Source organism: Desulfacinum hydrothermale DSM 13146, from assembly GCF_900176285.1.
GTDB lineage: Bacteria > Desulfobacterota > Syntrophobacteria > Syntrophobacterales > DSM-9756 > Desulfacinum > Desulfacinum hydrothermale.
Genome location: NZ_FWXF01000004.1, coordinates 162,013 through 183,783, shown reverse-complemented (window position 1 = coordinate 183,783; position 21,771 = coordinate 162,013). Strand labels below are relative to the sequence as shown.

Sequence of the window (21,771 nt, the reverse complement as noted above, 5' to 3'; positions counted from 1 at the left end):
GGGGAACGCCCCACGTGCGCCTCTCGAAAGATTCCCACCGCATCCTCTCCGCCGCCATCGCGGCACATCGCAATAACGAAGGATACAAGTGGGCGTGGGTGGGGGGCGAGGCAGGATGCACGTCCCAGATCCTTTCCAACCCCGCCTCGCACCTCAGGACCGACGCCCCGCGCCCACGCTCATGTGAAAAGAACCCAAAAAAGCCGGGCCGTTTCCTCGCCCAGGTTTCTCCACTCCGTGGCCGTGGCCCCAGCCAGGTAGATGACATCCCCGGGGCCGGCCAGGTTGGCACCCGTCTCCGTCTGGAAGATCAGACGGCCCTGAAGGACATAGCCCATCTGGTCGGTCTTTCTGGAAAAGAAATGGGATGGCACCACAGCCCCCGGAGGGATCTCGATCACGTAGGGCTCACCCTTGCCTCCCATGTCCTCCGGGGCCAGGGCCCAAATGGAGAGAACCGACCGGTATTCTTCGGGAAGTTCCAGTTTTCTCGCCCTTTCCTGCTCCAAGATGGGCTTCCGATACCGTGTCAGGGGCTCCGAGAAGAAAGCGCTCACGTCCACATCCAGGACTTCGGCCATGCGCACCAAGGCCGGGATGGAGGGATAGATCAGGTTGCTTTCGATCTGGGAAATGCTACTGGGGGTCACCCCGATCATCTGGGCCAATTCCGTCTGGGAGATCCCCCGGCGCACGCGGAACTTGCGCAACCTCCGACCCAGCACCTTCTTCAAAGATGATCTTTTCTTGGTCTCCACGGACACCCGGCCTTCCACCTGCCAATAGCGCAAGGGCCTGCCCAGAAGAGCCGAGCCCTCACGCCCCGAAGCCTTCCGTAGTGTCAGATGCGGCTTGTTGCGCATGGCGGACAGTTCCACCACCACACTGGCCTTGGACTCCACTTCTTCCCGAAAGTGCCGGGAATGGACCTTTTTGCGGGTGACCCAGTAGGTGATGGTGTTGCGGCCCTGCAGGACCTCCTGCATCCGCTCCATGAAGTGGAGCGTTCCGGATTCCTTCCACACGCCCACCATCCCGGTCAGGCTTTCAAACACCAACGCAAAGGTCTTCCGCCGCTTGGGAAGGGCCGAGAGGACAAGATCCACCAAGGCGTCCGGACGGGACAGATCGGAGGGCGTCTGCAAACGGGCGAACCGCGGGAGTCGGCCCTCATTTCCCTCCAGCCGGTCGGCCTCCGCCGAGGCCTTGCCGTGGGAAAAGCAGTCCACCAGAACCACGCGGGCCCCTTTCACATCCAATTCCAGCCCCGCCAGGATCCCATGGGGAAGACGATCGAAGCTCACAAAGACAAGCGGCTTTCCAGTCAGGATCTGGTGTCGGGCAAAAGCGCTGCCAAAGATCGGAAAGCGATCACCCGCCTCGTCCACCCACAAGACGGTCTCCGGCGAGCGAACTCCGCCCAGAGCGCGGTCCAAATCCTCTATGCCCGTGGTCAAGACAGCCTTTCGCCCCATGAAGGTTTCCTTTCCTGGGCATCCGATCTTATGTTAGGTGTGATTCATGTGTCCCACCGAACCTGCCCTGACTTCAAGCCTTTGGGAGCGATCGTCATGCACCTCCTTCACCAAGAACATGAAAAAGACGTCCTGATCAAGACCTGGGGCTCCCTGATGGAAATACGGCTCAACCGGCCCCAGGCCCTCAACAGTCTCACCACGGAGATGGTCCAGCTCCTGGACGCGGCCTTTCAGCGGGCCGGGGAGGATCCCCGCATTTCCATGGTGCTCTTGACCGGATCGGGTTCCAAGGGATTCTGTGCAGGAGGCGATATCAAGCAGCTGGCGCAGGCGGTTGGTGAAGGACAGCTGGAGAAGGCGGAAGAGTTTTTTCAAAAGGAGTATGCGCTGGACCTATCCATCCATCGGTTCCCCAAACCCGTCATCGTCTTGGCCCACGGGGTGACCATGGGAGGAGGCCTGGGCCTGGCGGCCGGTGCCGATGCCGTGCTGGCCACGTCCACAACCCACATGGCCATGCCCGAAACCCGCATCGGATTCTTTCCCGATGTGGGATCCACCGGCTGGCTCTTTCACAAGTGCCCGCCCGGCTACCCCGAATACCTGGCCCTCACCGGATACGATCTGACGGGAAAGGAATGTGTCCGTGTGGGCCTGGCCACTCACTACGTCCCCCGCCTGTCCATGGAGGAGCTTCGAGACCTTCTTCAACGAACGGCCTCCCATTCGGATTCGGGGTCGTGGCGCAAAGCCCTGGAAGAAATCTCGGAGCCGGTGGAGCCGGGAGATCCCCACGTGGACGCCTGGGTGCGCACCTACTTTGCCGGCAAGGCGGACATGCTGGAAATCATGAAAGACCTTTCCGCATGCTCCATCCACAGCGAACTCTGCCAAGGCGTCTTTCAAAGGCTTTCCGAAAGATCGCCCACGGCCGTGGTACTCACCCTGCGCCTTCTCCGCCTGAACCAAGGCCGCCCCCTGGATCAGGTCTTTGAGATCGAGAGAAAGGCGGCCGGATGGATCATCCGCCAACCGGACTATCTGGAAGGGGTCCGGGCCCGCCTCCTGGATAAGGACGACAACCCCCGGTGGCAGCCCCCCACCTTGGAAGAGGTGGGGTCCCTGGAACACCTGGATTTCCTGGAAGCAAGCCCATAAGAGCTCGTCCGAAAGTGGGTTCCGGCACCAAGAGCGTCCCGCGGGCGCCATCAGATAAGGGCGTCCCGCCGGGCCGGCCTACGAGCGGAAAACCAGTTCCCTCTCGGGCGGGCAAAACACCGTGTCACGGCCGTCCCAAACCGCACGGTCCGAACGAAGAGGACGCAACGTGCCCGTTCTCCGCCTCTTTTCCATTGCCGGACAACCAGCGGAAGATCCTTCCATGAAAGCCAAATGACACGCTGCTCCGGGGGGTCAGCTTCCCGCGCGGAGGGCCATGATGTCATCTCGAACAACCAGTGCGTCCACGGTGTCCACTTCCCGCAGGATGTTTTCCCGGCCGTTCATCTCCTGGCGATCCACCAGGACCACCACGCGGACCACCTGCAAGCCCGCCTCCCGGCATGCCGCGATGGCCTGCAGCGTGGACCCGCCCGTGGTGATCACATCGTCCACCACCACCACCCGGTCCCCGGGCCGAACGTTGCCTTCCACTCGGGCCGCCACGCCATGGTCCTTCTGGGCCTTGCGCACCACAAAGGACTGGATGGGACGCCCCTTCAGCCAGGAGGTGTAGGCCACGGCGTTGGCGATGGGATCGGCGCCCAGCGTGAGCCCTCCGATGCCCTGCACCTCCAGTTCCCGGATGCGCTCGTGGATGAGATGACCGATCAAGTATTGGCCTTCCGGATCCAGAGTCACCCGCTTGCAATTGAAATAGAAGCGGCTGAACGCCCCCGAAACCAACCGAAAGGAAGGCGTTTCCGAGTATTGGAAGGCCTGCTGAAGGATCTTTTCCTTCAGCCGCTGGAGCATGGCGTCCGTGTGCATCAATTAGATCCCTCTTTGAGGCTCCCAACGGCGCAGACGATGGCCTCCGCGGCCCGATCCACGTCGTCGCGATCCGTAAAACGCCCCACGCTGAGCCGCAGCGTTCCCCTGGCCACCTCCGGGTCCAAGCCCATGGCCTCCAACACGTGCGATACCCTGACACCATCCGAATGGCACGCGGCCCCACCGGACGCGGCCACATGGGGAAGAGCGGCAAGAAGCGCTCCCGACGTCAATCCGGGAAAAGAGATACTGAGGGTGTTGGGAAGCCGATGCCGAGGATGGCCATTGACTCGAGCGTCCGGCACCTTTTCCAACAGGTGCGCCTCCAGACGGTCGCGCAGGGACCGAAGACGCTCCATTTCCCGGGAAAGATCCCTTGCCGCGCACTGGGCGGCGGCGCCCAGCCCCACAATCTCCAGCACGTTCTCCGTGCCCGGCCGACGGCCCCCTTCCTGGCCCGCGCCGTACAGCACCCGGTCCATGGGGGTGCCCGAGCGCACATAGAGGGCGCCCACCCCCTTGGGGGCATAGAGCTTGTGCCCGGCCACGGTGAGCAGATCCACCCCCAAATCAGCCACCCGCGTGGGCACCTTTCCCACGCTTTGAGCCGCATCGGTGTGGAAAAGGATCCCCCGCTCCCGCAGCGGCCCCGCCAGCTCCGCCACGGGCTGCAGCGTGCCCACTTCGTTGTTGGAGTGCATGAGGCTCACCAGGATGGTGTCGGGACGCAGGGCCCGAAGGATATCGTCGGGATCCACCCGCCCGTATCCGTCCACGGGGACGAACGTCACATCGAAGCCGTCCTCCAAAAGCGCCAAACAGGGCTCCAGGACGGCGGGATGTTCGATGCTGCTGGTGACCACATGGCGCCCCTTGGATGCCAGCGCCCGGGCCACTCCCAGCAAGGCCATGTTGTTGGATTCGGTTCCGCCGCTGGTGAACACGACCTCACTCGCCTCACAGCCCAAAAGGGCCGCCACTTGCTGCCGGGCCTCTTCCACGGCCCGACGGGCCCTTCGCCCGTAGGCATGGGAGCTGGACGGGTTTCCGAACACCTCGCCCAGGCACGGGCCCATGGCCTCGGCCACCCGAGGGTCGATGGGTGTGGTGGCGTTGTAGTCCAGGTAGACGGGGTCCTTGAGTTCCATGGAATCCCTTTTCAGGTGGGCAGACTGCCTTTGCGTTCGAACTCTTTCCACTCGCGCCTTTTGAGTGTCCGGAACCGGGTTCCGGTGCACTGTGGACAGGCCAGGTACTTGCCGTCGGTCGACTGACGCCACAGCGTGTAGAAGAGCCCCGGAAGAAAAAGACAGCACCACAGGGCAATCTCCTTCTTGCGCGACCCCTTCTTCATCTCCACGGCCTCACCCACATAACGGCAGTCTGAACAAACGATCTTCATCAAAAAGCTCCTTTCCTCTGTGACAATTGGGTCCTTTATAGAATGCCAGACTTGTGTTATCAACCTCTGGACGGTTTCTTTTCGCTTCAGCGACCCTCTTTTCCCCTTCATCAGAGCTGGGGCGCCCCAGGCAGGCTGGGAGGAAGGATCCGACAGATGCAGACGCTTTTCGACAGGATGAGCGTGGTTTTCACCGCGGGGTGCATCGGCGCCCTGGTCAATTCGCTGCTCGTCTGGTACCTGGGCCATCAGGGTATCCCCCAGCAGGTGGGGGTACACATCGCCCCCCTATGGAGCAAACACTTCCTGTATCCGCGGATCGTCTGGGGAGGGTTGTGGGGCCTGTTGTTTCTACTGCCTGTGCTTCGGGGCGGCTGGCTGGTCAGCGTATTCACACGGGGTATTTTTTTTAGCCTGGGCCCCACCCTGGCTCAGCTTTTCTATGTTTTTCCCTTTCTGGCACACAAGGGAATTATGGGTCTTTCCCTGGGGAGTCTCACTCCCCTGTTTGTCTTCTTTTACAACGCCGTTTGGGGGCTTGCGGCGGCCCAGTGGATCCGCATGTGCGGCAAGCCCTGATCCCAGGCCGCACCCGTGCTTGACCCCATCCGCCCGGGAACGGTATGGTGGCCGCAACGAAACAACAAGGACCCGACACACCGATGCCTATGGACATTCTGGATGGGCTTTCCGCAAGCCTGGAAGACTACCTGGAAGTCATCTATCATCTGGAAACCACCAACCGGGTGGCGCGTGCCAAGGACATCGCCGAGCAGATGAGCGTCCAGAGGGCTTCCGTCACGGGTGCCCTGAAAGCGCTGGCCGGCCGGGGTCTCATCAACTACAGCCCTTACAGCTCCATCACGCTGACCCCCACGGGGCGCCGGGCGGCCAAAGAAGTCATCCGCCGCCACGAGATTCTGAAGGAATTTTTCACCACGGCCCTCCTGCTCAACAACGACCAGGCGGAAGCCAATGCCTGCCGGATCGAACACGCCATTGGGCCCACGGCCGTGGAAAGGCTGGTGCGTTTCCTGGAATTTATCAAGCATTGCCCCCGGGCCGGCCAGGACTGGCTCCAGGCCTTTTCCGATTACTGTAGCGATGCCAGCCAGGAACCCGACTGCAAGGCCTGTGTGGCCCGATGCCAAAGCAAAGTGGCCGGTCAAAAGGACCCTTCGGCCGAAGAGCAAGGCCCCGGGAGATTGTCCTGAAGCGATCAGGTGGGTCCTTTTCCCAGCGGACCTCCGGATCGGATCCCACACCAAGTATGTGTGGCGGGGCGCTCTGACCGGCAGCCTGATTTCGGTCAAACCCCCGGGAGTTTGTCAGACAATGGCCCCTTGGCCTTTCTGACAAATGCGATTCAACTGTGCCATGTGAGGTTTCTGAGCCTTGTCGAGGCGGGTTCCGGACCCGCCCCCACGGCGGCCAGACCAGCAGCGCGGGCCAGCAGGGAGCAACCTGGGCGTTCTCGGACAGGCTGCGAGGGACATGATGGGTGCCTAAAAGTTTCCAGTCCTTACGCCAAATCAACCATTTGGGCCAAGCCCATTTCGAACACGTGGCATGCCCAAAAGTTCTAAAATCGGCATTTTCGGACAAGCCCCCAGGTGATCAGCCCACGGTGGGCTCAAAGGAGGAAAGGCCATGAAGCGACTTTGGATTGAGCTCAAGCCGGACTGTGACGAAAAGAAGATCACAAGCGAACTGCAAGAGATTGGGCGCGTGGAAAAAGATCCTGAAAATCCAGGCCGCCTTCTGCTCACCTTTCACAATCAATCCGAGGCCGGCATCAAGATGAGCTGCTTCAAGCTCCAGGAAGACTTCATATCGTTTTTCAATGACTTCGACATGGTCCGAAGCTAGAAGCGGCCCTGGGGCCGACCCCTTCTGCGCCGTCGCCATCCCAGTCGGCTCCGGCGCCCGCTGGGCGTCCCATCCCCCCCGCCCATGCCCTGGGCTCATCGCGTCCATCCGCTCAGCTTGACAAAGAAAAGACGGCACACTATGTTCCTTTAGCACTCTCTTAAATTGAGTGCTAGCGCCAACGGTGAGGGAGCCATGGAGCTGCGGGAAAGGGACCAGAAAGTCTTGGAAGCGGTCATATCCGGCTACATCCGGAGCGGGGAGCCCGTGGGGTCGCGGACCGTATCCAAACACTACGGGCTCAATGTGAGCTCGGCCACCATCCGCAACATCATGGCCGACCTGGAGGATATGGGGCTGCTGCAGCAGCCGCACACCTCGGCCGGCCGCATCCCCACAGACAAGGGCCTGCGCCTCTACCTGGATTCCATCCTCAAGATCCGTGAACTGGAAAAACAACAACAGGTTCTCATCCGCAAGGCCTTCGAGTCCAACAAGAATGATCTGGAAGAACTGCTGCGACGTACCTCCCAGGTTCTTTCCCAGTTTTGCAAGCAGGCGGGCGTGGTGCTCTGGCCCCGGTTGACGGCCACGCGTTTCAAGCACATTGAGTTCGTTCGCCTCAGGCCGCGCCAGATTCTGGTTGTATTGATATCCAAGTCCGGGCTGGTCCAGCACACGATCCTGGACTGGGAAGAAGACATTACCCAGGACGATCTGGACAAATACGCCCGGTACCTGAACGAACTTCTGGAAGATGCGCCCCTGGCGGAGGTCAAGGACCGAATCCTTCGGGAGATGGAAAGCGAGAAGGTCCTGTTCGACCAGCTCTTTTCCCAGGCCCTGGCCTTGAGCGAGCGAGCGTTCCAGGAGGCCTTGGACAGCGCCGAAGTGCATATCGAAGGCCAGATGCAGCTGCTGCGGAATCCGGAATTTGCCGATGTGGAGCGCATGCGCCGCATCCTGGAGGCCTTCGAGGACAAGACGCGCATCATCCGGTTGCTGGACAAGGCCCTGGACCCGCAACGGCAGGTTCAGATCGTGCTGGGCACGGAAAGCGACGTGAATGAGCTGCAGGAGCTCAGCCTGGTTTCGTCCCCCTACAAGCGTGGCGAGACGGTGCTGGGGGTCTTGGGGGTGATCGGCCCCATGCGCATGGACTATTCGCGAATCATCCCCATCGTGACCTTCACCGCGGCCCTTCTCAGCCAGTTGCTGGCGGATCCCAAAGAGGACATGGCGGGTCAAGGCCACCCGGAGCCGCGGTGAGAAGCCGATCTGCGACGATAACATTCCCCCGGTGTCGGCATCCCGAGCCTCATGGTGGCGCGGGGTTTTTTGTGTACCGGGGCTGGCACAGGCGCCAGAAATGATTATAAGTGCCTCACGACCTATTTGAGGTGGAGGGTGGTTTTTCATGAGCGAGGAACGCAAATTCAACGGAAACGTGGAGGAATCCGCACAGTCCATGAACGGCGAAACCCAAGAGCAAACCCAGCAGCCCTTCGATCCCAACTCGGCCACCGTGGAGGAATGGAAGGCTGTGCTGGAAGAAAGGGAAGCAGAAATCGCAGGTCTCAAGGACAAGCTGCTCCGGCAGACGGCGGAGATGGAGAACACGCGCAAGCGGCTGGAACGCGAACGCACGGAAGCCATCACCTTCGCCAATGAGAACCTGCTGCGGGAACTGCTGGCCGTGGTGGACAATCTGGAACGCGCCATTCAGCATGCCGAACAGGACGCCGATACCCAGCAGCTCCTGGAAGGCGTGAAGATGACCCACAAGCACTTTCTGGACACCCTGGCCCGTTTTGGGTGCAAGCCCTTCGAATCGGAAGGGAAAGACTTCGATCCGTGCTACCATGAAGCCATCGTGCAGCACGAAACGGAGGAACACCCGGCCAATTCGGTGGTCCAGGAATTCCAGAAGGGCTACATGCTCCACGACCGCCTGTTGCGTCCCGCCATGGTGGCGGTGGCTAAGGGATCCCGGACATCCGGCCCGGAGGAAGTCCCCCGCGAAGAATCCGCGGCGGACACCCAGGACACGACCCGTTGACCCAAGGGAAAAACGCCACCGGATGGGAATGACCACGGGTGAACACTCTTTTTCACACATATGGGACACCGATTGAACGCCATTATTTTTGAAGGAGGAAGAATCGAATGGGCAAGATCATCGGAATCGACCTGGGCACAACCAACTCGGTTGTGGCCATCATGGAAGGCAAGGAACCCAAGGTTTTGGCCAACGCCGAAGGCGGCCGCACCACCCCGTCCATGGTGGCCTTTACGGACAGCGATGAGCGGCTGGTGGGCCAGGTGGCCAAAAGGCAGGCCATCACCAACCCGGAAAACACCATCTTTGCGGTCAAACGCCTCATCGGACGCAAGTACAAATCCAAGGAAGTCCAACGGGATCTGGACATTCTGCCCTACAAGATCGTGGAGGCTTCCAACGGGGACGCCCACATCGAAATTCGAGGGCGGAAATACAGTCCCACGGAGATCTCCGCCTTCGTTCTCACGAAGATGAAGCAGACGGCGGAGGATTACCTGGGCGAAAAGGTGACCGATGCGGTCATCACCGTGCCCGCCTATTTCAACGACAACCAACGCCAGGCCACCAAGGACGCCGGAAAGATCGCGGGGCTCAACGTGCTGCGGATCATCAATGAGCCCACGGCCGCGGCCCTGGCCTACGGATTGGACAAAAAGAAAGACGAAAAGATCGCCGTGTTTGACCTGGGCGGGGGCACCTACGATATCTCCATCCTGGAGATCGGAGACGGCGTGTTCGAAGTCAAGTCCACCAACGGCGACACCCACCTGGGCGGCGAAGACTTCGACCAGCGAATCATCGACTGGCTGGCCGATGAATTCAAGAAGGAACAGGGCATCGACCTTCGCAACGACAAGATGGCCCTGCAGCGGCTGAAAGAGGCCGCGGAAAAGGCCAAGATGGAACTGTCTTCCACCACGGAGACGGACATCAACCTGCCCTTCATCACGGCGGACGCCACCGGCCCCAAGCACCTCAACATCAAGCTCACCCGCGCCAAGTTGGAAGCCCTCACCGAGGACCTCATCGAAAAGCTGGTTCCCCCCATGCGCCAGGCGCTTCAGGATGCCGGGCTCACGGCCAACGACATCAACGAGGTCATCCTGGTGGGGGGCATGACCCGGATGCCGCGCGTGCAGCAGAAGGTGAAGGAATTCTTCGGCAAGGAGCCCCACAAGGGTGTGAATCCCGACGAGGTGGTGGCCATGGGAGCGGCCATTCAGGGTGCCGTTCTTTCCGGAGACGTGAAGGACGTGCTGCTGCTGGACGTGACCCCCTTGTCCCTGGGCATCGAAACCTTGGGCGGCGTCATGACCAAGCTCATTGAACGCAACACCACCATCCCCACCCGCAAGAGCCAGATCTTTTCCACGGCCACGGACAACCAGACGGCCGTGTCGATCCACGTACTGCAAGGCGAACGTCCCATGGCGGCCGACAACAAGACCCTGGGCCGCTTCGACCTGGTGGGGATCCCGCCGGCGCCGCGCGGCGTGCCGCAAATCGAAGTCACCTTCGACATCGATGCCAACGGCATCGTGCATGTGTCGGCCAAGGATTTGGCCACGGGCAAGGAACAGTCCATCCGGATCACGGCGTCCAGCGGCCTGAACGAAGAGGAGATCGAAAAGCTGGTCAAGGAAGCCGAGATGCACGCCGAAGAAGACAAGCGCCGCAAAGAATTGGTGGAGATCCGCAATCAGGCCGATGCGCTCGTCTACAGCACGGAGAAGAGCCTGCGCGACCTGGGAGACAAGGTGGATGCGGCCACGCGTCAGAACATCGAGTCCCAGATCGAAGCGCTCAAGAAAGCCATGGAGGGCGACAGCAAGGAAGCCATCCAGAGCGAGATGGAAAAGCTCACGCAGGTCTCCCACAAGCTGGCGGAAGAGATGTACAAGCAAACCGCGGAACAGCAGGCCCAGGCGGGCGGAGAAGGAGCCCAAGCGGGCGGCGATGGCGGCGCCAAGCCCGACGACGATGTGGTGGACGCCGACTACGAAGAAGTAAAAGACAAGTAGCACCCTGCGGGGCGGGCCCCGTGAAGATTCCCGGTAGACCCGCTTCGGAACCGGCCCGCCCCGTCCCTGCCTGAACGCAAAGGATTCCAAGGGGCACGTGAGAACACGTGCCCCTTTGTGCTATAGTGGCCTTTGTTCAGTGCACCCGCGTGTCCACCGGCAGCCGATTCACACCCCAATGGAGGAGACATGGGCATGGCGCGGCGTCTTTCCTTCTGGTTCGTTCTCGCTTTACTGGCCGTTCACTGGGGTTGCGCCTCCTTGCAGCGCCCCCCGAAGGTGCTGGTTCCTTCCGAGATCTTCCATGGAGTGCCCTCCCCGGAGGCCCAGACCCTCTACCGGGAAGCGCGGACCCTGGAAGAAGAAGGCCGGCTTCAGGAGGCCATTTCGGCCTATGAGCGCATCGCCCAGTTCTTCCCCACCAACGCCATTGCGCCCCGCGCTCTCACGCGCGAGGCGGCCGTATGGATCGAACTGGGAGACCCTGAGAAGGCGCAGGTGGTTTTGGAACGCGTGCTCCGCGACTTTCCCCAATGGAAAGAGGCCGTTTCGGCCCAAATCGGGCTCCTGCAGGCCCGATGGCTGCGGAAAAAAGACCCTAAGATTCTGGAAGAGGGCCTGGCCCTGTGGAACCAGACCTCCCACCATCCCCAAGCCCGCCAGGCCCTGTGCCGTGTCTTGGCCTCCTTCTACCGGGACCTGAAGGACACCGAAGCCGCGCTGCGTTGGCTGGCCCAAGGCTACGGGCTGTCGCCTTCCCAGGACGACTTGAAAGCCCTGGACGCGCTGGCGTTCCAGGTCACGTCGGCCTTGGACGCCGAAACCACGGAAAGGCTCCTGCAAACCGTCTCCCAGCCCAGGCTCCGCCCCTTCGTGACCTACCGCAGGGCCCTGCTCCTGGCCCCGGAAGAGCAACGCGAGGCCCTGCTCCAGATCCTGGCCCAATACCCCGAACATCCGGTGGCACAAGAAATCGAACGACGTCTGCACGGAGCCGTGGCCGAACGTATCCCGGCGGCCCCTCAAACCCTGGGCTTCCTGGCCCCTCTGAGCGGTCCCCACGCCTCGTTCGGCCGTCGCCTGCTCTCGGGGGCTGCCCTGGCCTTGGACCAGTGGAACGAAAGCTCTCCGGAAGATCCCGTGAAATTGGTGGTCCGGGACAGCGGCGCCGATCCGGACAAGGCCGTGGCCGCCTTCTCCTCCCTGGTCTCGGATCATGGCGCCCTGAGCATCCTGGGCCCCGTCAGTCCCCGATGCGCCAACGCCATGATTCCGCTCATGAACCGATGGGCCGTCCCGGTGCTGAGTTTCACCGAAAAGCGCACGGCGGACACCCCCACACCGTTTCTTTTCCACGCCTTCGTGGATCAGCGCGACATGATCCAAACCCTTGTGGACTATTGCATGGACGTGCGGGGATTCATCCGCTACGCCGTACTCTATCCCGATGAAACCTATGGAAGGTCCTTGAGCCGTCTGTTTGTGGAAGAGGTGCAGCGCCGCGGCGGCCAAATCCTCGCCCAGGTTTCCTATACACCCCAAAGCACCGATTTTAAGCAGCCGATCCTGAGCCTGCTCCAACAGGCGCAAAAGACCACCGGATCCGCACCGGACAGCTCCCCCGTGGAAGCCGTCTTCATTCCCGATGCGGCCAAGACGGTGGCCCTGCTGGCTCCTCAGCTCCCCTACTACAACGTGGTGGACGCCACCCTGCTGGGAACGAACCTGTGGGAAGAAAGTTCTCTTGTATCCATCGGGGGCGTCTATGTGGAAAACGCGCTCTTTCCCTCCGCGTTCCACAGAGACGACCCCGTCTTCGAGGATCCCCAGGTTGCGGATTTCACCGGCGAATACAAGAAGATCTACGGCAAGGACCCCGATTACCTGGCCGCCCAGGGCTACGAAGCCACCCGACTGTTGCTGCAGGCCCGCCGCAAGGCCATGGAAGCCAACGGCGGCACCCTGGATCGGTTGGCCCTGCGCCAGGCCCTCTTGAACACAAGCCTTTCCCAAGGGCCCTTCGGTGCCGCGCACCTGGCTTCGGACGGCCACCTGGTGCGGGACTATCCCATTTTGCAAGTCCAAAACGGCAACCTGGTACGGGTTTATCCGTAATCCCAGGTCCGGGGTCCGTTGCGACTGGGCATGGGGATCCGGTGGGCGGTTGGATCGTCGGATAAGTTGTTGGGGTTTTTTCCGCGGGGCGGAAGCCCCGCGGCTACGACGGCAATGGAAATGACCCGGCTTTTTGAGCCGGCGCCGCTTCTTAGTGGCCCGTGTCGGTCACCCCGGCTTCCTCGAAGGTTTTGATATCCCGGAGCACTTTGCCCGCCGCTTCCACCAGGCTCATGGCCAGGGCGGCTCCGGTCCCTTCCCCCAAGCGCATGCCCAGATCCAGGATGGGCTCCAGCCCCAGCAACCCGTACATGACCGCGTGTCCCACCTCCTGGCTCTTGTGGGAAACGAAAAGATAGTCTTTGGCCGTGGGCACCAATCGGCAGGCCACCAGAGCGCCTGCGGTGGCGATGAACCCGTCGCACACCACGGGGACCTTGGCCGCCGCCGCGCCCAGTACGGCGCCGGCAAGGCCTGCGATCTCGAAACCGCCCACCTTGGCCAGGACATCCACAGGGTCCTTGGGATCCGGTCGATTCACTTCCAGGGCCTGCTCCACCACCTGAACCTTCCGCTTCCACGCCTCGTCGTCGATTCCCGTTCCCCTACCCGTCAGTTCCGCCACGGGCCGTCCGCTGAACGCGGCCACAATGGCCGTGGACGGAGTGGTGTTGGCGATTCCCATATCCCCCGTGCCGAAGAGACTGTAGCCCTCGTCCCGGGCCGCTTGCATGACCAGCTCGGCCCCCACCAGGATCCCCCGTTGCGCCTCCTCACGGCTCATGGCCGGCCCCTGGGCGATGTTGGCCGTTCCCTTTCCGATCTTCCGGTGCTCCACGGCCCATTCAGGCGATAGATCGGCCGCCACCCCGCAGTCCACCACGCGCACATCCGCCCCCACATGGGAGGCCAGTACGCTGATGGACGCCCAGCCCTGGACGAAGCTGAAGACCATCTGGGCCGTCACCTCCTGGGGATAGGCGCTCACGCCTTCCTCGGCCACTCCGTGGTCCCCGGCCATGGTGAAGATGAGCTTCCGGCTCAAGTCGGGCGCCAAGCTCCTGCACATTCCGCCCACCCGGGCCGCCATCTCTTCCAGCCTGCCCAGAGACCCCCGGGGCCGGATCTGGGAGCGCAAGCGATCCCATGCCTTCTCTTCCCATGCCTTGTCCGCCGGTTCGATGGCGGCCATCAATTGTTGCAGTTCCATCGGTGCACCTCCCTTTGCTTTTTCGTGTCCAAGCGTCGATGGTCCACGCCACAAAAAAATCCTTCGAGGTCGGCAGACCTCGAAGGATCACCCTTAGGCACAGGCAATCTCGCTGCCTTGAAACCATCACGACGGCAGGTTTTCTGACTCGCGGATCCTCTTACTCTCCGAACCTTCCCGCTCCCCTGCCGCGCTCGGTGGGCTTCGGCGTCCTCACTTTCGCGCCGTCCCCCGCTTCGGGCAAGAAAACAGTGGCCTCACTCGGATTTCATCCCCGCTCACAGCGCCGGCCTCACGTGGCGGATTCGCACCGCCTTCCCTTTTACCCCGATTGCCGGGCACCGCCGTGACACCCTATGCAGATAACGACCACGTGAATTGCTTATTTCGTTTTGGCGGTCCTCCGCAATAGCTTCAGGGCCTTCTTCGTCTCCATGACCGGAACCACCTCGGCCAAGCCCAAATCCGTCCATTGAAAGACGGACGCCGCCACGTGGGCTTCGTCATCGGCCTCGAAAAGACGAAACACCCGATGGCCCGTCACATCGAACCACTCGCCCTTTAGGCTGACCCCGGTAACCTCAGGCAGTTCAGCCGTTCTCTCAATCACCCGGTCCCGGTCTTCCGGTGCGTAATTGTAGATCGCCATAAAGAGCATGGGGCCCTCCTCTTCGTTTGAGTTCCCAGCGCATGGATCTTTTGCTAAAATATAGCCCCAGCTGGGTGGAGCCTGTCAACGGGAACTTTTGAAGCCAAAAGCTCCTTGACGCCTGGCCGACGGCTCCACTATAATCAGCTGGCGTGAAGGGAATCACAAGGTGCTGGACAAAACCCGGGAAAAGGAGGAAACATCGTGAAGAAAAACAGCTGGTTGGTCATGCCTCTATTGGCGTTGGCTCTCATCTTTGCCGGAACCCTCATCGCCGTGGCGTCCGACGCGCCCGATGTGATCACCTTGAACCCCAGCCTCTGGGCGAAACACACCAAGAGCCCGGTGGAGTTCTCCCACAAAAAGCACCACGACGAATACGGCGTGGCGTGCACCGAGTGCCACCACAAGTATGAAGGCGGGCAGAACGTGTGGAAGGAAGGTGATCCGGTCAAGAAGTGCGAAGAATGCCACAACGAGCCCACGATCAGGGGCGAAAAGAGGCTTGCACCGGAACAGCAGAAGCTCAACCTGAAGCTGGCCTTTCACAACAATTGCATCAAGTGCCACAGGAAGGTCAAAAAGGAAAACAGGAAGACGAAGGCTCCCACGACCTGTTCCAAGTGTCACCCCAGAAAGAAAAAATAGGATCCAGTTCCTTGCCAATACAAAGACCCGGTCCCTGTGGCCGGGTTTTTTTGTTGGCTTCCGGCAACGCCACCCACAGTGCGCCCAGACACATCGGGGCGTCTCCCGCGCCGGTGCCGGGCCATGCGCGCCCGATTCCTTGGGTGGGAGGTCTTTCGAGGCCAAACATCCCATGCACGCATTCCGTTGGGGGTTGCATCCGCTTCCACCGGCGATCCCCCATCCCTTTTCAAACCATCATCCCGCACCGGGGAACGCACTCTCACGCTTTCTCCTTAAACAGAAAAAGCCGCCCGGGGCTCCAACACCTCCGGGCGGCTTCTCAAAGCTCAAGCAAAGCAGGGCTCAGACTTCTTCCACGGTGATGGCGTCATTCTCACACACCTCAACGCAGCTTTCGCAGCCCAAGCACTCGTCTTCGTTGACCGGCTCCGCCTTGCCGTCCACCAGTTCGTAGACGTCCACGGGGCACACATCCACGCATTCAGCGTCGCCAGTGCACTTGTCCTTGTCAACCGTCACTTTGAACATTGCCTTCTTCCTCCCTTTTTGTCATGAGATGCCGGCCGTGAGCAGGAATCATGGCCCCGCTCGCTTGCCAGGTTTCTACGCACACCGAGCCTTTATCGGCTTCCCCGGCGGATGTCAAGCCCAAAGCGGGCGGGATCGACCATGTGATTCTTTTCTCATAGCACGGGACACATATACGGGCCCCGCCGGCTATCCCGCAAAAAGCAGGGCCCCGGCCTGAGGCCGGAGCCCAAACGGAACGTCTTACACACAACCGGTCGGCTTGGGCAGGCCGGCCATCTTACAGGCGCCCTTGCCCGGTCCACTCGGAAACAGCTCGTAGATGTATTTGAGCTTAAAGCCGGTGACCTTGGTGAGGATCCGGACCATGGGGGCGATGCCGTGCTTCTTGTAGTAATCCTGCAGCACGTGGATGACCTTCCAGTGCTCCTCGGTGAGCTCCTGGATGCCTTCCGATTCCTTCACATAATCCACCCATTCAGGGCACCACTTGTCAAAGCTGTCGATGAAGCCGTCTTCATCCACATCAAACACTTTGCCTTTGTATTCGACTTGCGGCATGAGAAGTTCCTCCTCTCTAGTGATGAATAAACACCGATCTCTTACAAGGCCTTTACCTCGGACGCTTCCGGGGCCGGGAGCACCGTTCCGGAAACCGCCGCCTTCCGGCTTCGGTATCGCACCGCCGCCCTTACAACCCCTTCGGCCCATTCCTTTTGACCGCACGCATGGAGATGACTGTAGCTAGCCAAGACGTTCTTATAGCACACCCCGTCCCAACCTTCCAAGACTCCACAACCCTTTTTCAACCGAAAAGCGAAGTCCAGAGAACCCGTCACGTTGACCACCCGCGAGTAATGGAATTCGTGGCCACGCAACACTCCGCCCCGGGAAAAGAACGGATTGTCTTTCACGGTCTCCAGCACGGTGTAGCCGTGCCCTTGGGGCTTTCTTGCCATTTGCACCTCAAAGGGCAAAACCCCCACCATGGGATGGAGGCGACCGCCGGCTCGAATCCCGCGGCTCAAGAACATGAGACCGCCGCATTCCGCATAGACCGGGAGCCCCGCTTCGATGGCTTCCCGCACCGACGCTCGGAACCTGTCGTTTCCCGCAATCTGCACCAGATGGGTTTCGGGAAAGCCTCCGCCCACATAAAGAGCGTCCAGGTCCGGCAGATGGGAAGCGCGCATGCTGTCGATGACGACCAGTTCCGCGCCCAATTCCTGGAGCGTCTCCAGGTTTTCCGGGTAGTAGAACTGGAAGGCACCATCGCGCAGGACCCCGATGCGGACCCCGCAGGCCGTGGGCCGCGAAGCACCATCACACCCGCCGAAAGCGGGCCAGCCCATCGGTTCCGAACGCCGGGCCATCTCATAGAGCCGCTCCACGTCCACATGGGCCTCTATCTTTTCGCCCAGCCTGGCCACCGCTTCCGTCAGTCGGCCGTGTTCCTGAGGCGGGACCAACCCCATGTGCCGTTCGGGAAAAAGGTTCTCCCGCTCCTTGGGAAGGACCCCCACCACGGGCACGCCGTTCACCCTTTCCACGGAGTCCCGGAGCACCCGTTCGTGCCGGGCCCCCGCCACGCGGTTCAGGATCACTGCGGAAAGGTTCACCAGGGGATCCAGGGTTCGGCATCCCAGCACCAGAGCCGCCGCCGTTCGGGTCATCTTGGTGGCGTCCAAGACGAGCACCACCGGGGCTTTCAGGAGTTTGGAAAGCTCGGCCGATGAGCAGGTTCCGTCCGCATCCACTCCGTCGTACAAACCACGGTTGCCTTCGATAAGAGCCACGTCGGCCCCGTGGGAGCGCCTCACAAAGGAACCCAGGATGTCCCGGGGCCCCATGAGGAAGGGATCCAGATTGTAGCACGGATGGTCGGCGCTCATGGCCAGCCACCCCGCATCAATGTAATCCGGACCCTTTTTGAACGGAACAACGGAAAGCCCCAAGCGACGGCGCCATGCGGCGGCAAGGCCCAGGGACACCAGGGTCTTGCCGGCACCACCACTGAGGGCTGCTATCATCAACCGAGGCGTCTTGAAGATCATGCACGCATCGCATCTCTGGGGCGGCGCCTGCCCAGGGGCAGCCCCCGCCCCCTGGAGGCGTTTCTAGAACTTGAACTGGGTGGTGGTGCGCCACGTGGTCATAGCGAGACGGTAGTCGTCGATATGCTCATGGCGGAACTCCAACCCGGTCTTTTCGAAGAAGCGTTCCCAACCGATGCGCTCGATCCATTCGCCGATCCGCTCGTAACGGCGCGCGTCGGAAGCGTACACTTCCACGATCTTTTTGATCGTCTGAACAACGGTGGGCCAACGAGGCGGCTCGTTGGGGATGTACGGCACGGCCAGCTTGGAGAACTTGGGCGCCGTACGGGAGTTGGACACCTTGCCGCCCACCCACAGGGCGATGCCGTCGCCGTCGCCGTCGGCGATGGGCAGAGCCGGGCACATGGTGTAGCAGTTGCCGCAGAACATGCAGCGATTCTGGTTGATCTCCACGCTTTTCCGATCGCCCACCTTCTTGGGCTTGATGGCCGCCGTGGGGCAAGCCGCGATCACCAGCGGGATCTCGCACACGTTCTGGACCCGGTCATGTTCCACAAAAGGCGGCTTGCGGTGCACACCCAGGATGGCGATGTCGGAGCAGTGTACGGCGCCGCACATGTTGAGGCAGCAGGCCAGGGAGATGCGCACCTGGGCCGGCAGCTTGTGCGAGCCGAAGTAATCAAACAACTCGTCCATGACCGACTTCACGATACCGGAGGCATCGATGGCCGGGGTGTGGCAGTGGACCCAGCCCTGGGTGTGAACGATGTTGGTCACCGACGCGCCGGTGCCGCCCATGGGGAACCAGTTGCCGCGGCTCCTCAGGTCGTCGATCAGCGGCTGCAGCTTGGACTTGTCGTCCACCATGAACTCAATGTTGTTCCGGGTGGTCCAGCGCACATATCCGCCACAGTGCTTGTCGGCGATTTCACACACTTCCCGGATGTAATCCACAGACATGAGTCGCGGAGCACCCGTACGGACGGTGTACACCTCGGCGCCCGTTTCGGCCACATGGACCAGCACGCCCGGCTCCAGGATCTCATGGTATTTCCACTTCCCGTAGTTTTCCTTGATGTAGGGCGGGAAGAAGTTGTCGTACTTGGGAGGTCCGATATCGGTGATGCGGTCTTTCATGATGTCGTTCGGATCGAATGGCATGGTGTCACCTCCTATGCATGATGCCGTTCACGGAAGGCCTTGGGGTCATGTTCCCAACCGCCGGGAACATCCGCAGGATCGTAGAAGATGTACGGGTTGTAGCGCGGCGTCTTGATCATGCGCGGGTCGGGCTGAACCTCGATGGCTTCGAGAAACGCCTTCATGCCGAAGCGCTGGATGAGTTCACCCAGGCGCTCGCGGTTCTTGCCGTTTTCCATCCACCAATCCCATACCTTCTCGATGAGCTCCTTGAATTCATCATAAGGAGGCTCCATCTTCATGAACGGAATCACCACGGAAGACAACTGAGCACCTTCCAGGATCGGGGCCTTGGCACCGAACAAAATGGTAGCACCGGTGTCCTGACCCGGACGCAATGCCCGCGGCATGACGTTGATGCAGTGCATGCAGCGCGTGCAGTCCTCATCCCAGATCTTCAGCGTCTTACCATCCCATTCCATGCACCCGGTAGGACACAGGTCAACGACTTCCTTCTGAATGTCCAAGGCCCGCTTAGCCGTGCCATGGGAACCACCGTTTGGCACCAACTCGCCCGCCGCATAGGCGCGCACCGCTTCCTGGTCGATGCGGATCTTGTCGCGCCACGTGCCGATAATGGAGCAGTCGGCGCGGGCGATGGCGGCCACGCAATCGTTGGGACAGCCCGAGGTCTTGAACTTGAACTTGTAGGGGAACATGGGACGGTGGAGCTCGTCCTGATAGGTCATGGTCAGGTCGTAGGTGATTTCCTGCGTATCCAGGCAGGACCATTCACAGCGGGCCTTACCGATACAGCACGATGGGGTCCGCAGGTTGGACCCGGAACCGCCCAAGTCCATCCCCAACTCATGGGTCAGATGGTAGAACACGGGCTCCAACTGATCCGTGGTGGTTCCCAACAAGACCATGTCCCCCGTGGACCCGTGCATGTTGGTCAAACCGCTGCCCTTCTCCTCCCACATATCGCAAATCTTTCGCAATTGCTCTGTGGAGTAGAATTTACTCGCCGGCTGGTTCACACGCAAGGTGTGAAAATGGGCCACGTTGGGGAAAAGGTCGGGCCGGTCGCAGTAACGACCGATGACGCCGCCGCCATAACCGAACACACCGACGATACCGCCGTGTTTCCAATGGCCTTCCTTTTGCTCGTAGGACAGCTCGAGCAGACCCAAAAGGTCTTCACACATGGGCTTTCTGGCCGCCATCCGCCTGATGTCGGCCACGAAACTCGGCCATGGCCCCTTTTCCAGCTCCTCCAGCATGGGGGTCTTGTGCTTCAAAGCCATTCCGTTACCTCCTAATAGGGTTCCACAAACACCTTCCACTGCCGACTACGACATCTTCCGACCTGCTGGGTACAGGCGAAAGGAGTCGCGCAGGGCGCCAGGCCTTACCTTTCGGGTGAGCCCCAACGACCTGCGATTCCACTTGAATTCCCTACTTCATGGAATCTTCTTCCTTGGCCACGTCATCTTCACCGGGCAGCATGTACATGGTGGTGCTGCCGCTGGACCAATACTTGATCTTGCCCTCTTCCACAAGCTCGTTAATGATCTTTTTGGCCTGGCGCATCTTGAGATCCGGAACCGCCTTGCAAAGATCATTGAAGTAAAGCTTTGATTTCTTTTGCGTTTTCATGTACTCTAGAATTTTTTCTTTGGCTTCCTGGCTCATCCTCTTCTCCTTGTCGTCAGAGACCCCAAAAAAACGAACAAACCAAGGGCCCAGCGGCCCTTGCCAACCATTCGGCCGGTCACTAAGTGAATCTATTCACTCGAATCCGCCACCTCTATAAACCCGGTCAAGAAGCTTTGTCAACACAATTCCAGGATTCTTGAGGGCTCGCGCCCTCCCGCTTGACACTCCCCCCACCCCCTGTTAGTTTCCGTCGGCGCTCGCAACGAAGCGTCCCATACCACTACCAGAGGCCACGAAGAGAGGACAACCCATGGCACAGTCTACCAACAAGACGCCGGACATTCCCCAGGAAGTCTTGGCGGACCTCAACCAGTACATCAAGTACCTTCGCGAACGGATCTTTTTTGAGCCCGAAAACCCCGTCTTCCACTACAACCTGGGCATCGCCTACGCCCGCAAAGGGCTTCGGGCCGAGGCCATCTCGGAATTCAAGCAGGCCATCGAATGCGATCCCACCCTGGCCCAGGCCTATGTGAATCTGGGCGGACTCTACTTCCAGGAAGGCGATCTGGACCGCTGCATCGAGACCAACCGCAAGGCGTTGGAGATCGACGCGAACCTTCCCATGGCCTACAGCAACCTGGGCTTCGCCCATCTCCAGAAGGGGGATCACCAGGAGGCCATCGAGGCCTGCCGAAAGGCCGTGGAGCTCATGCCGCAGCTTCTCCAGGCCCACAACAACCTGGCTGTGGCCTACCTACAGATGGGCCGCCACCAGGACAGCATCGCCGCCTCGCTCAAGGTCCTGGAGCTCCAACCTGACTTCGCTCCCGCCCACTACAACCTGTCCGTGGCCTATGCGGCCACGGGGGAAGAGGCCAAGGCCGCGGAGCATTTGAAAAAGGCCAAGGCCTTGGGCTACCCGGTGGAATGAAAGG

22 protein-coding genes and 1 riboswitch are annotated in these 21,771 nt (G+C 60.8%); of the genes, 10 read left to right on the top strand and 12 right to left on the bottom strand.

What is annotated here, in order from left to right; all coding sequences use genetic code 11:
- Positions 1 to 179 precede the first annotated feature (179 nt).
- Positions 180 to 1,475: an XRE family transcriptional regulator gene (locus B9A12_RS05700; protein ID WP_084056910.1), complete on the bottom strand. Its 1,296-nt coding sequence runs from the start codon at positions 1,473 to 1,475 to the stop codon at positions 180 to 182.
- A gap of 96 nt (positions 1,476 to 1,571) precedes the next feature.
- Between B9A12_RS05700 and B9A12_RS16900 the strand changes: the two genes are divergently transcribed.
- Entirely contained in the window at positions 1,572 to 2,636 is a 1,065-nt protein-coding gene (locus tag B9A12_RS16900; RefSeq protein ID WP_170920372.1) for an enoyl-CoA hydratase/isomerase family protein, read from the top strand.
- Positions 2,637 to 2,891: 255 nt separating this feature from the next.
- Here the strand turns inward: B9A12_RS16900 and pyrE are convergent, their stop codons facing one another.
- Genes pyrE through B9A12_RS05680 form a run of 3 tightly spaced genes read right to left on the bottom strand, consistent with a single transcriptional unit; the run spans position 2,892 to position 4,872 of the window.
- Positions 2,892 to 3,467, bottom strand: a complete 576-nt coding sequence (gene pyrE, locus B9A12_RS05690) for an orotate phosphoribosyltransferase (RefSeq protein ID WP_245802362.1) — start codon at positions 3,465 to 3,467, stop codon at positions 2,892 to 2,894.
- Entirely contained in the window at positions 3,467 to 4,618 is a 1,152-nt protein-coding gene (locus B9A12_RS05685; protein WP_084056909.1) for a cysteine desulfurase family protein, read from the bottom strand. Before B9A12_RS05685 ends, pyrE begins: the two co-directional genes overlap by 1 nt.
- 11 nt (positions 4,619 to 4,629) lie before the next feature.
- The gene (locus B9A12_RS05680; RefSeq protein ID WP_084056908.1) at positions 4,630 to 4,872 is read right to left on the bottom strand and encodes a hypothetical protein; all 243 of its coding nucleotides are present in this window, start codon (positions 4,870 to 4,872) and stop codon (positions 4,630 to 4,632) included.
- A 156-nt stretch (positions 4,873 to 5,028) separates the two neighbouring features.
- Between B9A12_RS05680 and B9A12_RS05675 the strand changes: the two genes are divergently transcribed.
- The 7 genes from B9A12_RS05675 (at position 5,029) to B9A12_RS05645 (ending at position 12,939) form a co-directional block, all read left to right on the top strand.
- Positions 5,029 to 5,451 (top strand): hypothetical protein, encoded by a 423-nt coding sequence (locus B9A12_RS05675; protein ID WP_084056907.1) that lies wholly within the window; start codon positions 5,029 to 5,031, stop codon positions 5,449 to 5,451.
- 83 nt (positions 5,452 to 5,534) lie between these two features.
- Entirely contained in the window at positions 5,535 to 6,086 is a 552-nt protein-coding gene (locus B9A12_RS05670; protein WP_084056906.1) for a metal-dependent transcriptional regulator, read from the top strand.
- Between the two features lie 436 nt (positions 6,087 to 6,522).
- Positions 6,523 to 6,741 (top strand): hypothetical protein, encoded by a 219-nt coding sequence (locus tag B9A12_RS05665; RefSeq protein ID WP_084056905.1) that lies wholly within the window; start codon positions 6,523 to 6,525, stop codon positions 6,739 to 6,741.
- A 195-nt stretch (positions 6,742 to 6,936) separates the two neighbouring features.
- The gene (gene hrcA, locus B9A12_RS05660) at positions 6,937 to 8,010 is read left to right on the top strand and encodes a heat-inducible transcriptional repressor HrcA (protein ID WP_084056904.1); all 1,074 of its coding nucleotides are present in this window, start codon (positions 6,937 to 6,939) and stop codon (positions 8,008 to 8,010) included.
- Positions 8,011 to 8,158: 148 nt separating this feature from the next.
- On the top strand, positions 8,159 to 8,800 hold the full coding sequence (grpE, locus tag B9A12_RS05655) for a nucleotide exchange factor GrpE (protein WP_084056903.1): 642 nt from the start codon (positions 8,159 to 8,161) through the stop codon (positions 8,798 to 8,800).
- 107 nt (positions 8,801 to 8,907) lie between these two features.
- Positions 8,908 to 10,824: a molecular chaperone DnaK gene (gene dnaK / locus B9A12_RS05650; protein ID WP_084056902.1), complete on the top strand. Its 1,917-nt coding sequence runs from the start codon at positions 8,908 to 8,910 to the stop codon at positions 10,822 to 10,824.
- A gap of 195 nt (positions 10,825 to 11,019) precedes the next feature.
- Positions 11,020 to 12,939 (top strand): penicillin-binding protein activator, encoded by a 1,920-nt coding sequence (locus tag B9A12_RS05645; RefSeq protein ID WP_170920371.1) that lies wholly within the window; start codon positions 11,020 to 11,022, stop codon positions 12,937 to 12,939.
- A 151-nt stretch (positions 12,940 to 13,090) separates the two neighbouring features.
- Here B9A12_RS05645 and cobT read toward each other — a convergent pair whose 3' ends face one another.
- Both cobT and B9A12_RS05635 read right to left on the bottom strand, forming a co-directional pair.
- The gene (gene cobT, locus B9A12_RS05640) at positions 13,091 to 14,149 is read right to left on the bottom strand and encodes a nicotinate-nucleotide--dimethylbenzimidazole phosphoribosyltransferase (protein WP_084056900.1); all 1,059 of its coding nucleotides are present in this window, start codon (positions 14,147 to 14,149) and stop codon (positions 13,091 to 13,093) included.
- Between the two features lie 116 nt (positions 14,150 to 14,265).
- A riboswitch (cobalamin riboswitch) is annotated at positions 14,266 to 14,510 on the bottom strand.
- A gap of 21 nt (positions 14,511 to 14,531) precedes the next feature.
- Positions 14,532 to 14,807: a DUF3303 domain-containing protein gene (locus tag B9A12_RS05635; RefSeq protein ID WP_084056899.1), complete on the bottom strand. Its 276-nt coding sequence runs from the start codon at positions 14,805 to 14,807 to the stop codon at positions 14,532 to 14,534.
- 195 nt (positions 14,808 to 15,002) lie between these two features.
- On the opposite strand from B9A12_RS05635, the gene B9A12_RS05630 reads away from it, so the two are divergent.
- Positions 15,003 to 15,446: a cytochrome c3 family protein gene (locus B9A12_RS05630; RefSeq protein WP_084056898.1), complete on the top strand. Its 444-nt coding sequence runs from the start codon at positions 15,003 to 15,005 to the stop codon at positions 15,444 to 15,446.
- Positions 15,447 to 15,791: 345 nt separating this feature from the next.
- Here the strand turns inward: B9A12_RS05630 and B9A12_RS05625 are convergent, their stop codons facing one another.
- The 6 genes from B9A12_RS05625 to B9A12_RS05600 form a co-directional block, all read right to left on the bottom strand.
- On the bottom strand, positions 15,792 to 15,977 hold the full coding sequence (locus B9A12_RS05625) for a ferredoxin (RefSeq protein ID WP_084056897.1): 186 nt from the start codon (positions 15,975 to 15,977) through the stop codon (positions 15,792 to 15,794).
- A gap of 243 nt (positions 15,978 to 16,220) precedes the next feature.
- Positions 16,221 to 16,538 (bottom strand): TusE/DsrC/DsvC family sulfur relay protein, encoded by a 318-nt coding sequence (locus B9A12_RS05620; RefSeq protein WP_084056896.1) that lies wholly within the window; start codon positions 16,536 to 16,538, stop codon positions 16,221 to 16,223.
- 41 nt (positions 16,539 to 16,579) lie between these two features.
- Positions 16,580 to 18,031 carry a cobyrinic acid a,c-diamide synthase CobB gene (locus B9A12_RS05615; protein WP_084056895.1) on the bottom strand — a complete coding sequence of 484 codons (1,452 nt, stop codon included), beginning with the start codon at positions 18,029 to 18,031 and terminating at the stop codon, positions 16,580 to 16,582.
- Between the two features lie 63 nt (positions 18,032 to 18,094).
- A complete protein-coding gene (gene dsrB / locus B9A12_RS05610; RefSeq protein WP_084056894.1) occupies positions 18,095 to 19,195 on the bottom strand; it encodes a dissimilatory-type sulfite reductase subunit beta in 1,101 nt (366 codons plus the stop codon).
- A gap of 11 nt (positions 19,196 to 19,206) precedes the next feature.
- On the bottom strand, positions 19,207 to 20,481 hold the full coding sequence (dsrA, locus tag B9A12_RS05605; protein WP_084056893.1) for a dissimilatory-type sulfite reductase subunit alpha: 1,275 nt from the start codon (positions 20,479 to 20,481) through the stop codon (positions 19,207 to 19,209).
- Positions 20,482 to 20,632: 151 nt separating this feature from the next.
- Positions 20,633 to 20,869 (bottom strand): dissimilatory sulfite reductase D family protein, encoded by a 237-nt coding sequence (locus B9A12_RS05600; protein ID WP_084056892.1) that lies wholly within the window; start codon positions 20,867 to 20,869, stop codon positions 20,633 to 20,635.
- Between the two features lie 274 nt (positions 20,870 to 21,143).
- On the opposite strand from B9A12_RS05600, the gene B9A12_RS05595 reads away from it, so the two are divergent.
- Positions 21,144 to 21,767 (top strand): tetratricopeptide repeat protein, encoded by a 624-nt coding sequence (locus tag B9A12_RS05595; protein WP_084056891.1) that lies wholly within the window; start codon positions 21,144 to 21,146, stop codon positions 21,765 to 21,767.
- The last annotated feature ends 4 nt before the right edge of the window (positions 21,768 to 21,771 follow it).

Excerpts from the sequence above, each read along its gene's own strand:
- B9A12_RS05700 (WP_084056910.1), bottom strand. The coding sequence starts at position 1,475 with ATGGGGCGAAAGGCTGTCTTGACCACGGGCATAGAGGATTTGGACCGC.
- B9A12_RS16900 (WP_170920372.1), top strand. The coding sequence starts at position 1,572 with ATGCACCTCCTTCACCAAGAACATGAAAAAGACGTCCTGATCAAGACC.
- pyrE (WP_245802362.1), bottom strand. The coding sequence starts at position 3,467 with ATGCACACGGACGCCATGCTCCAGCGGCTGAAGGAAAAGATCCTTCAG.
- B9A12_RS05685 (WP_084056909.1), bottom strand. The coding sequence starts at position 4,618 with ATGGAACTCAAGGACCCCGTCTACCTGGACTACAACGCCACCACACCC.
- B9A12_RS05680 (WP_084056908.1), bottom strand. The coding sequence starts at position 4,872 with ATGAAGATCGTTTGTTCAGACTGCCGTTATGTGGGTGAGGCCGTGGAG.
- B9A12_RS05675 (WP_084056907.1), top strand. The coding sequence starts at position 5,029 with ATGCAGACGCTTTTCGACAGGATGAGCGTGGTTTTCACCGCGGGGTGC.
- B9A12_RS05670 (WP_084056906.1), top strand. The coding sequence starts at position 5,535 with ATGCCTATGGACATTCTGGATGGGCTTTCCGCAAGCCTGGAAGACTAC.
- B9A12_RS05665 (WP_084056905.1), top strand. The coding sequence starts at position 6,523 with ATGAAGCGACTTTGGATTGAGCTCAAGCCGGACTGTGACGAAAAGAAG.
- hrcA (WP_084056904.1), top strand. The coding sequence starts at position 6,937 with ATGGAGCTGCGGGAAAGGGACCAGAAAGTCTTGGAAGCGGTCATATCC.
- grpE (WP_084056903.1), top strand. The coding sequence starts at position 8,159 with ATGAGCGAGGAACGCAAATTCAACGGAAACGTGGAGGAATCCGCACAG.
- dnaK (WP_084056902.1), top strand. The coding sequence starts at position 8,908 with ATGGGCAAGATCATCGGAATCGACCTGGGCACAACCAACTCGGTTGTG.
- B9A12_RS05645 (WP_170920371.1), top strand. The coding sequence starts at position 11,020 with ATGGCGCGGCGTCTTTCCTTCTGGTTCGTTCTCGCTTTACTGGCCGTT.
- cobT (WP_084056900.1), bottom strand. The coding sequence starts at position 14,149 with ATGGAACTGCAACAATTGATGGCCGCCATCGAACCGGCGGACAAGGCA.
- B9A12_RS05635 (WP_084056899.1), bottom strand. The coding sequence starts at position 14,807 with ATGCTCTTTATGGCGATCTACAATTACGCACCGGAAGACCGGGACCGG.
- B9A12_RS05625 (WP_084056897.1), bottom strand. The coding sequence starts at position 15,977 with ATGTTCAAAGTGACGGTTGACAAGGACAAGTGCACTGGCGACGCTGAA.
- B9A12_RS05620 (WP_084056896.1), bottom strand. The coding sequence starts at position 16,538 with ATGCCGCAAGTCGAATACAAAGGCAAAGTGTTTGATGTGGATGAAGAC.
- B9A12_RS05615 (WP_084056895.1), bottom strand. The coding sequence starts at position 18,031 with ATGATCTTCAAGACGCCTCGGTTGATGATAGCAGCCCTCAGTGGTGGT.
- dsrB (WP_084056894.1), bottom strand. The coding sequence starts at position 19,195 with ATGCCATTCGATCCGAACGACATCATGAAAGACCGCATCACCGATATC.
- dsrA (WP_084056893.1), bottom strand. The coding sequence starts at position 20,481 with ATGGCTTTGAAGCACAAGACCCCCATGCTGGAGGAGCTGGAAAAGGGG.
- B9A12_RS05600 (WP_084056892.1), bottom strand. The coding sequence starts at position 20,869 with ATGAGCCAGGAAGCCAAAGAAAAAATTCTAGAGTACATGAAAACGCAA.
- B9A12_RS05595 (WP_084056891.1), top strand. The coding sequence starts at position 21,144 with ATGGCACAGTCTACCAACAAGACGCCGGACATTCCCCAGGAAGTCTTG.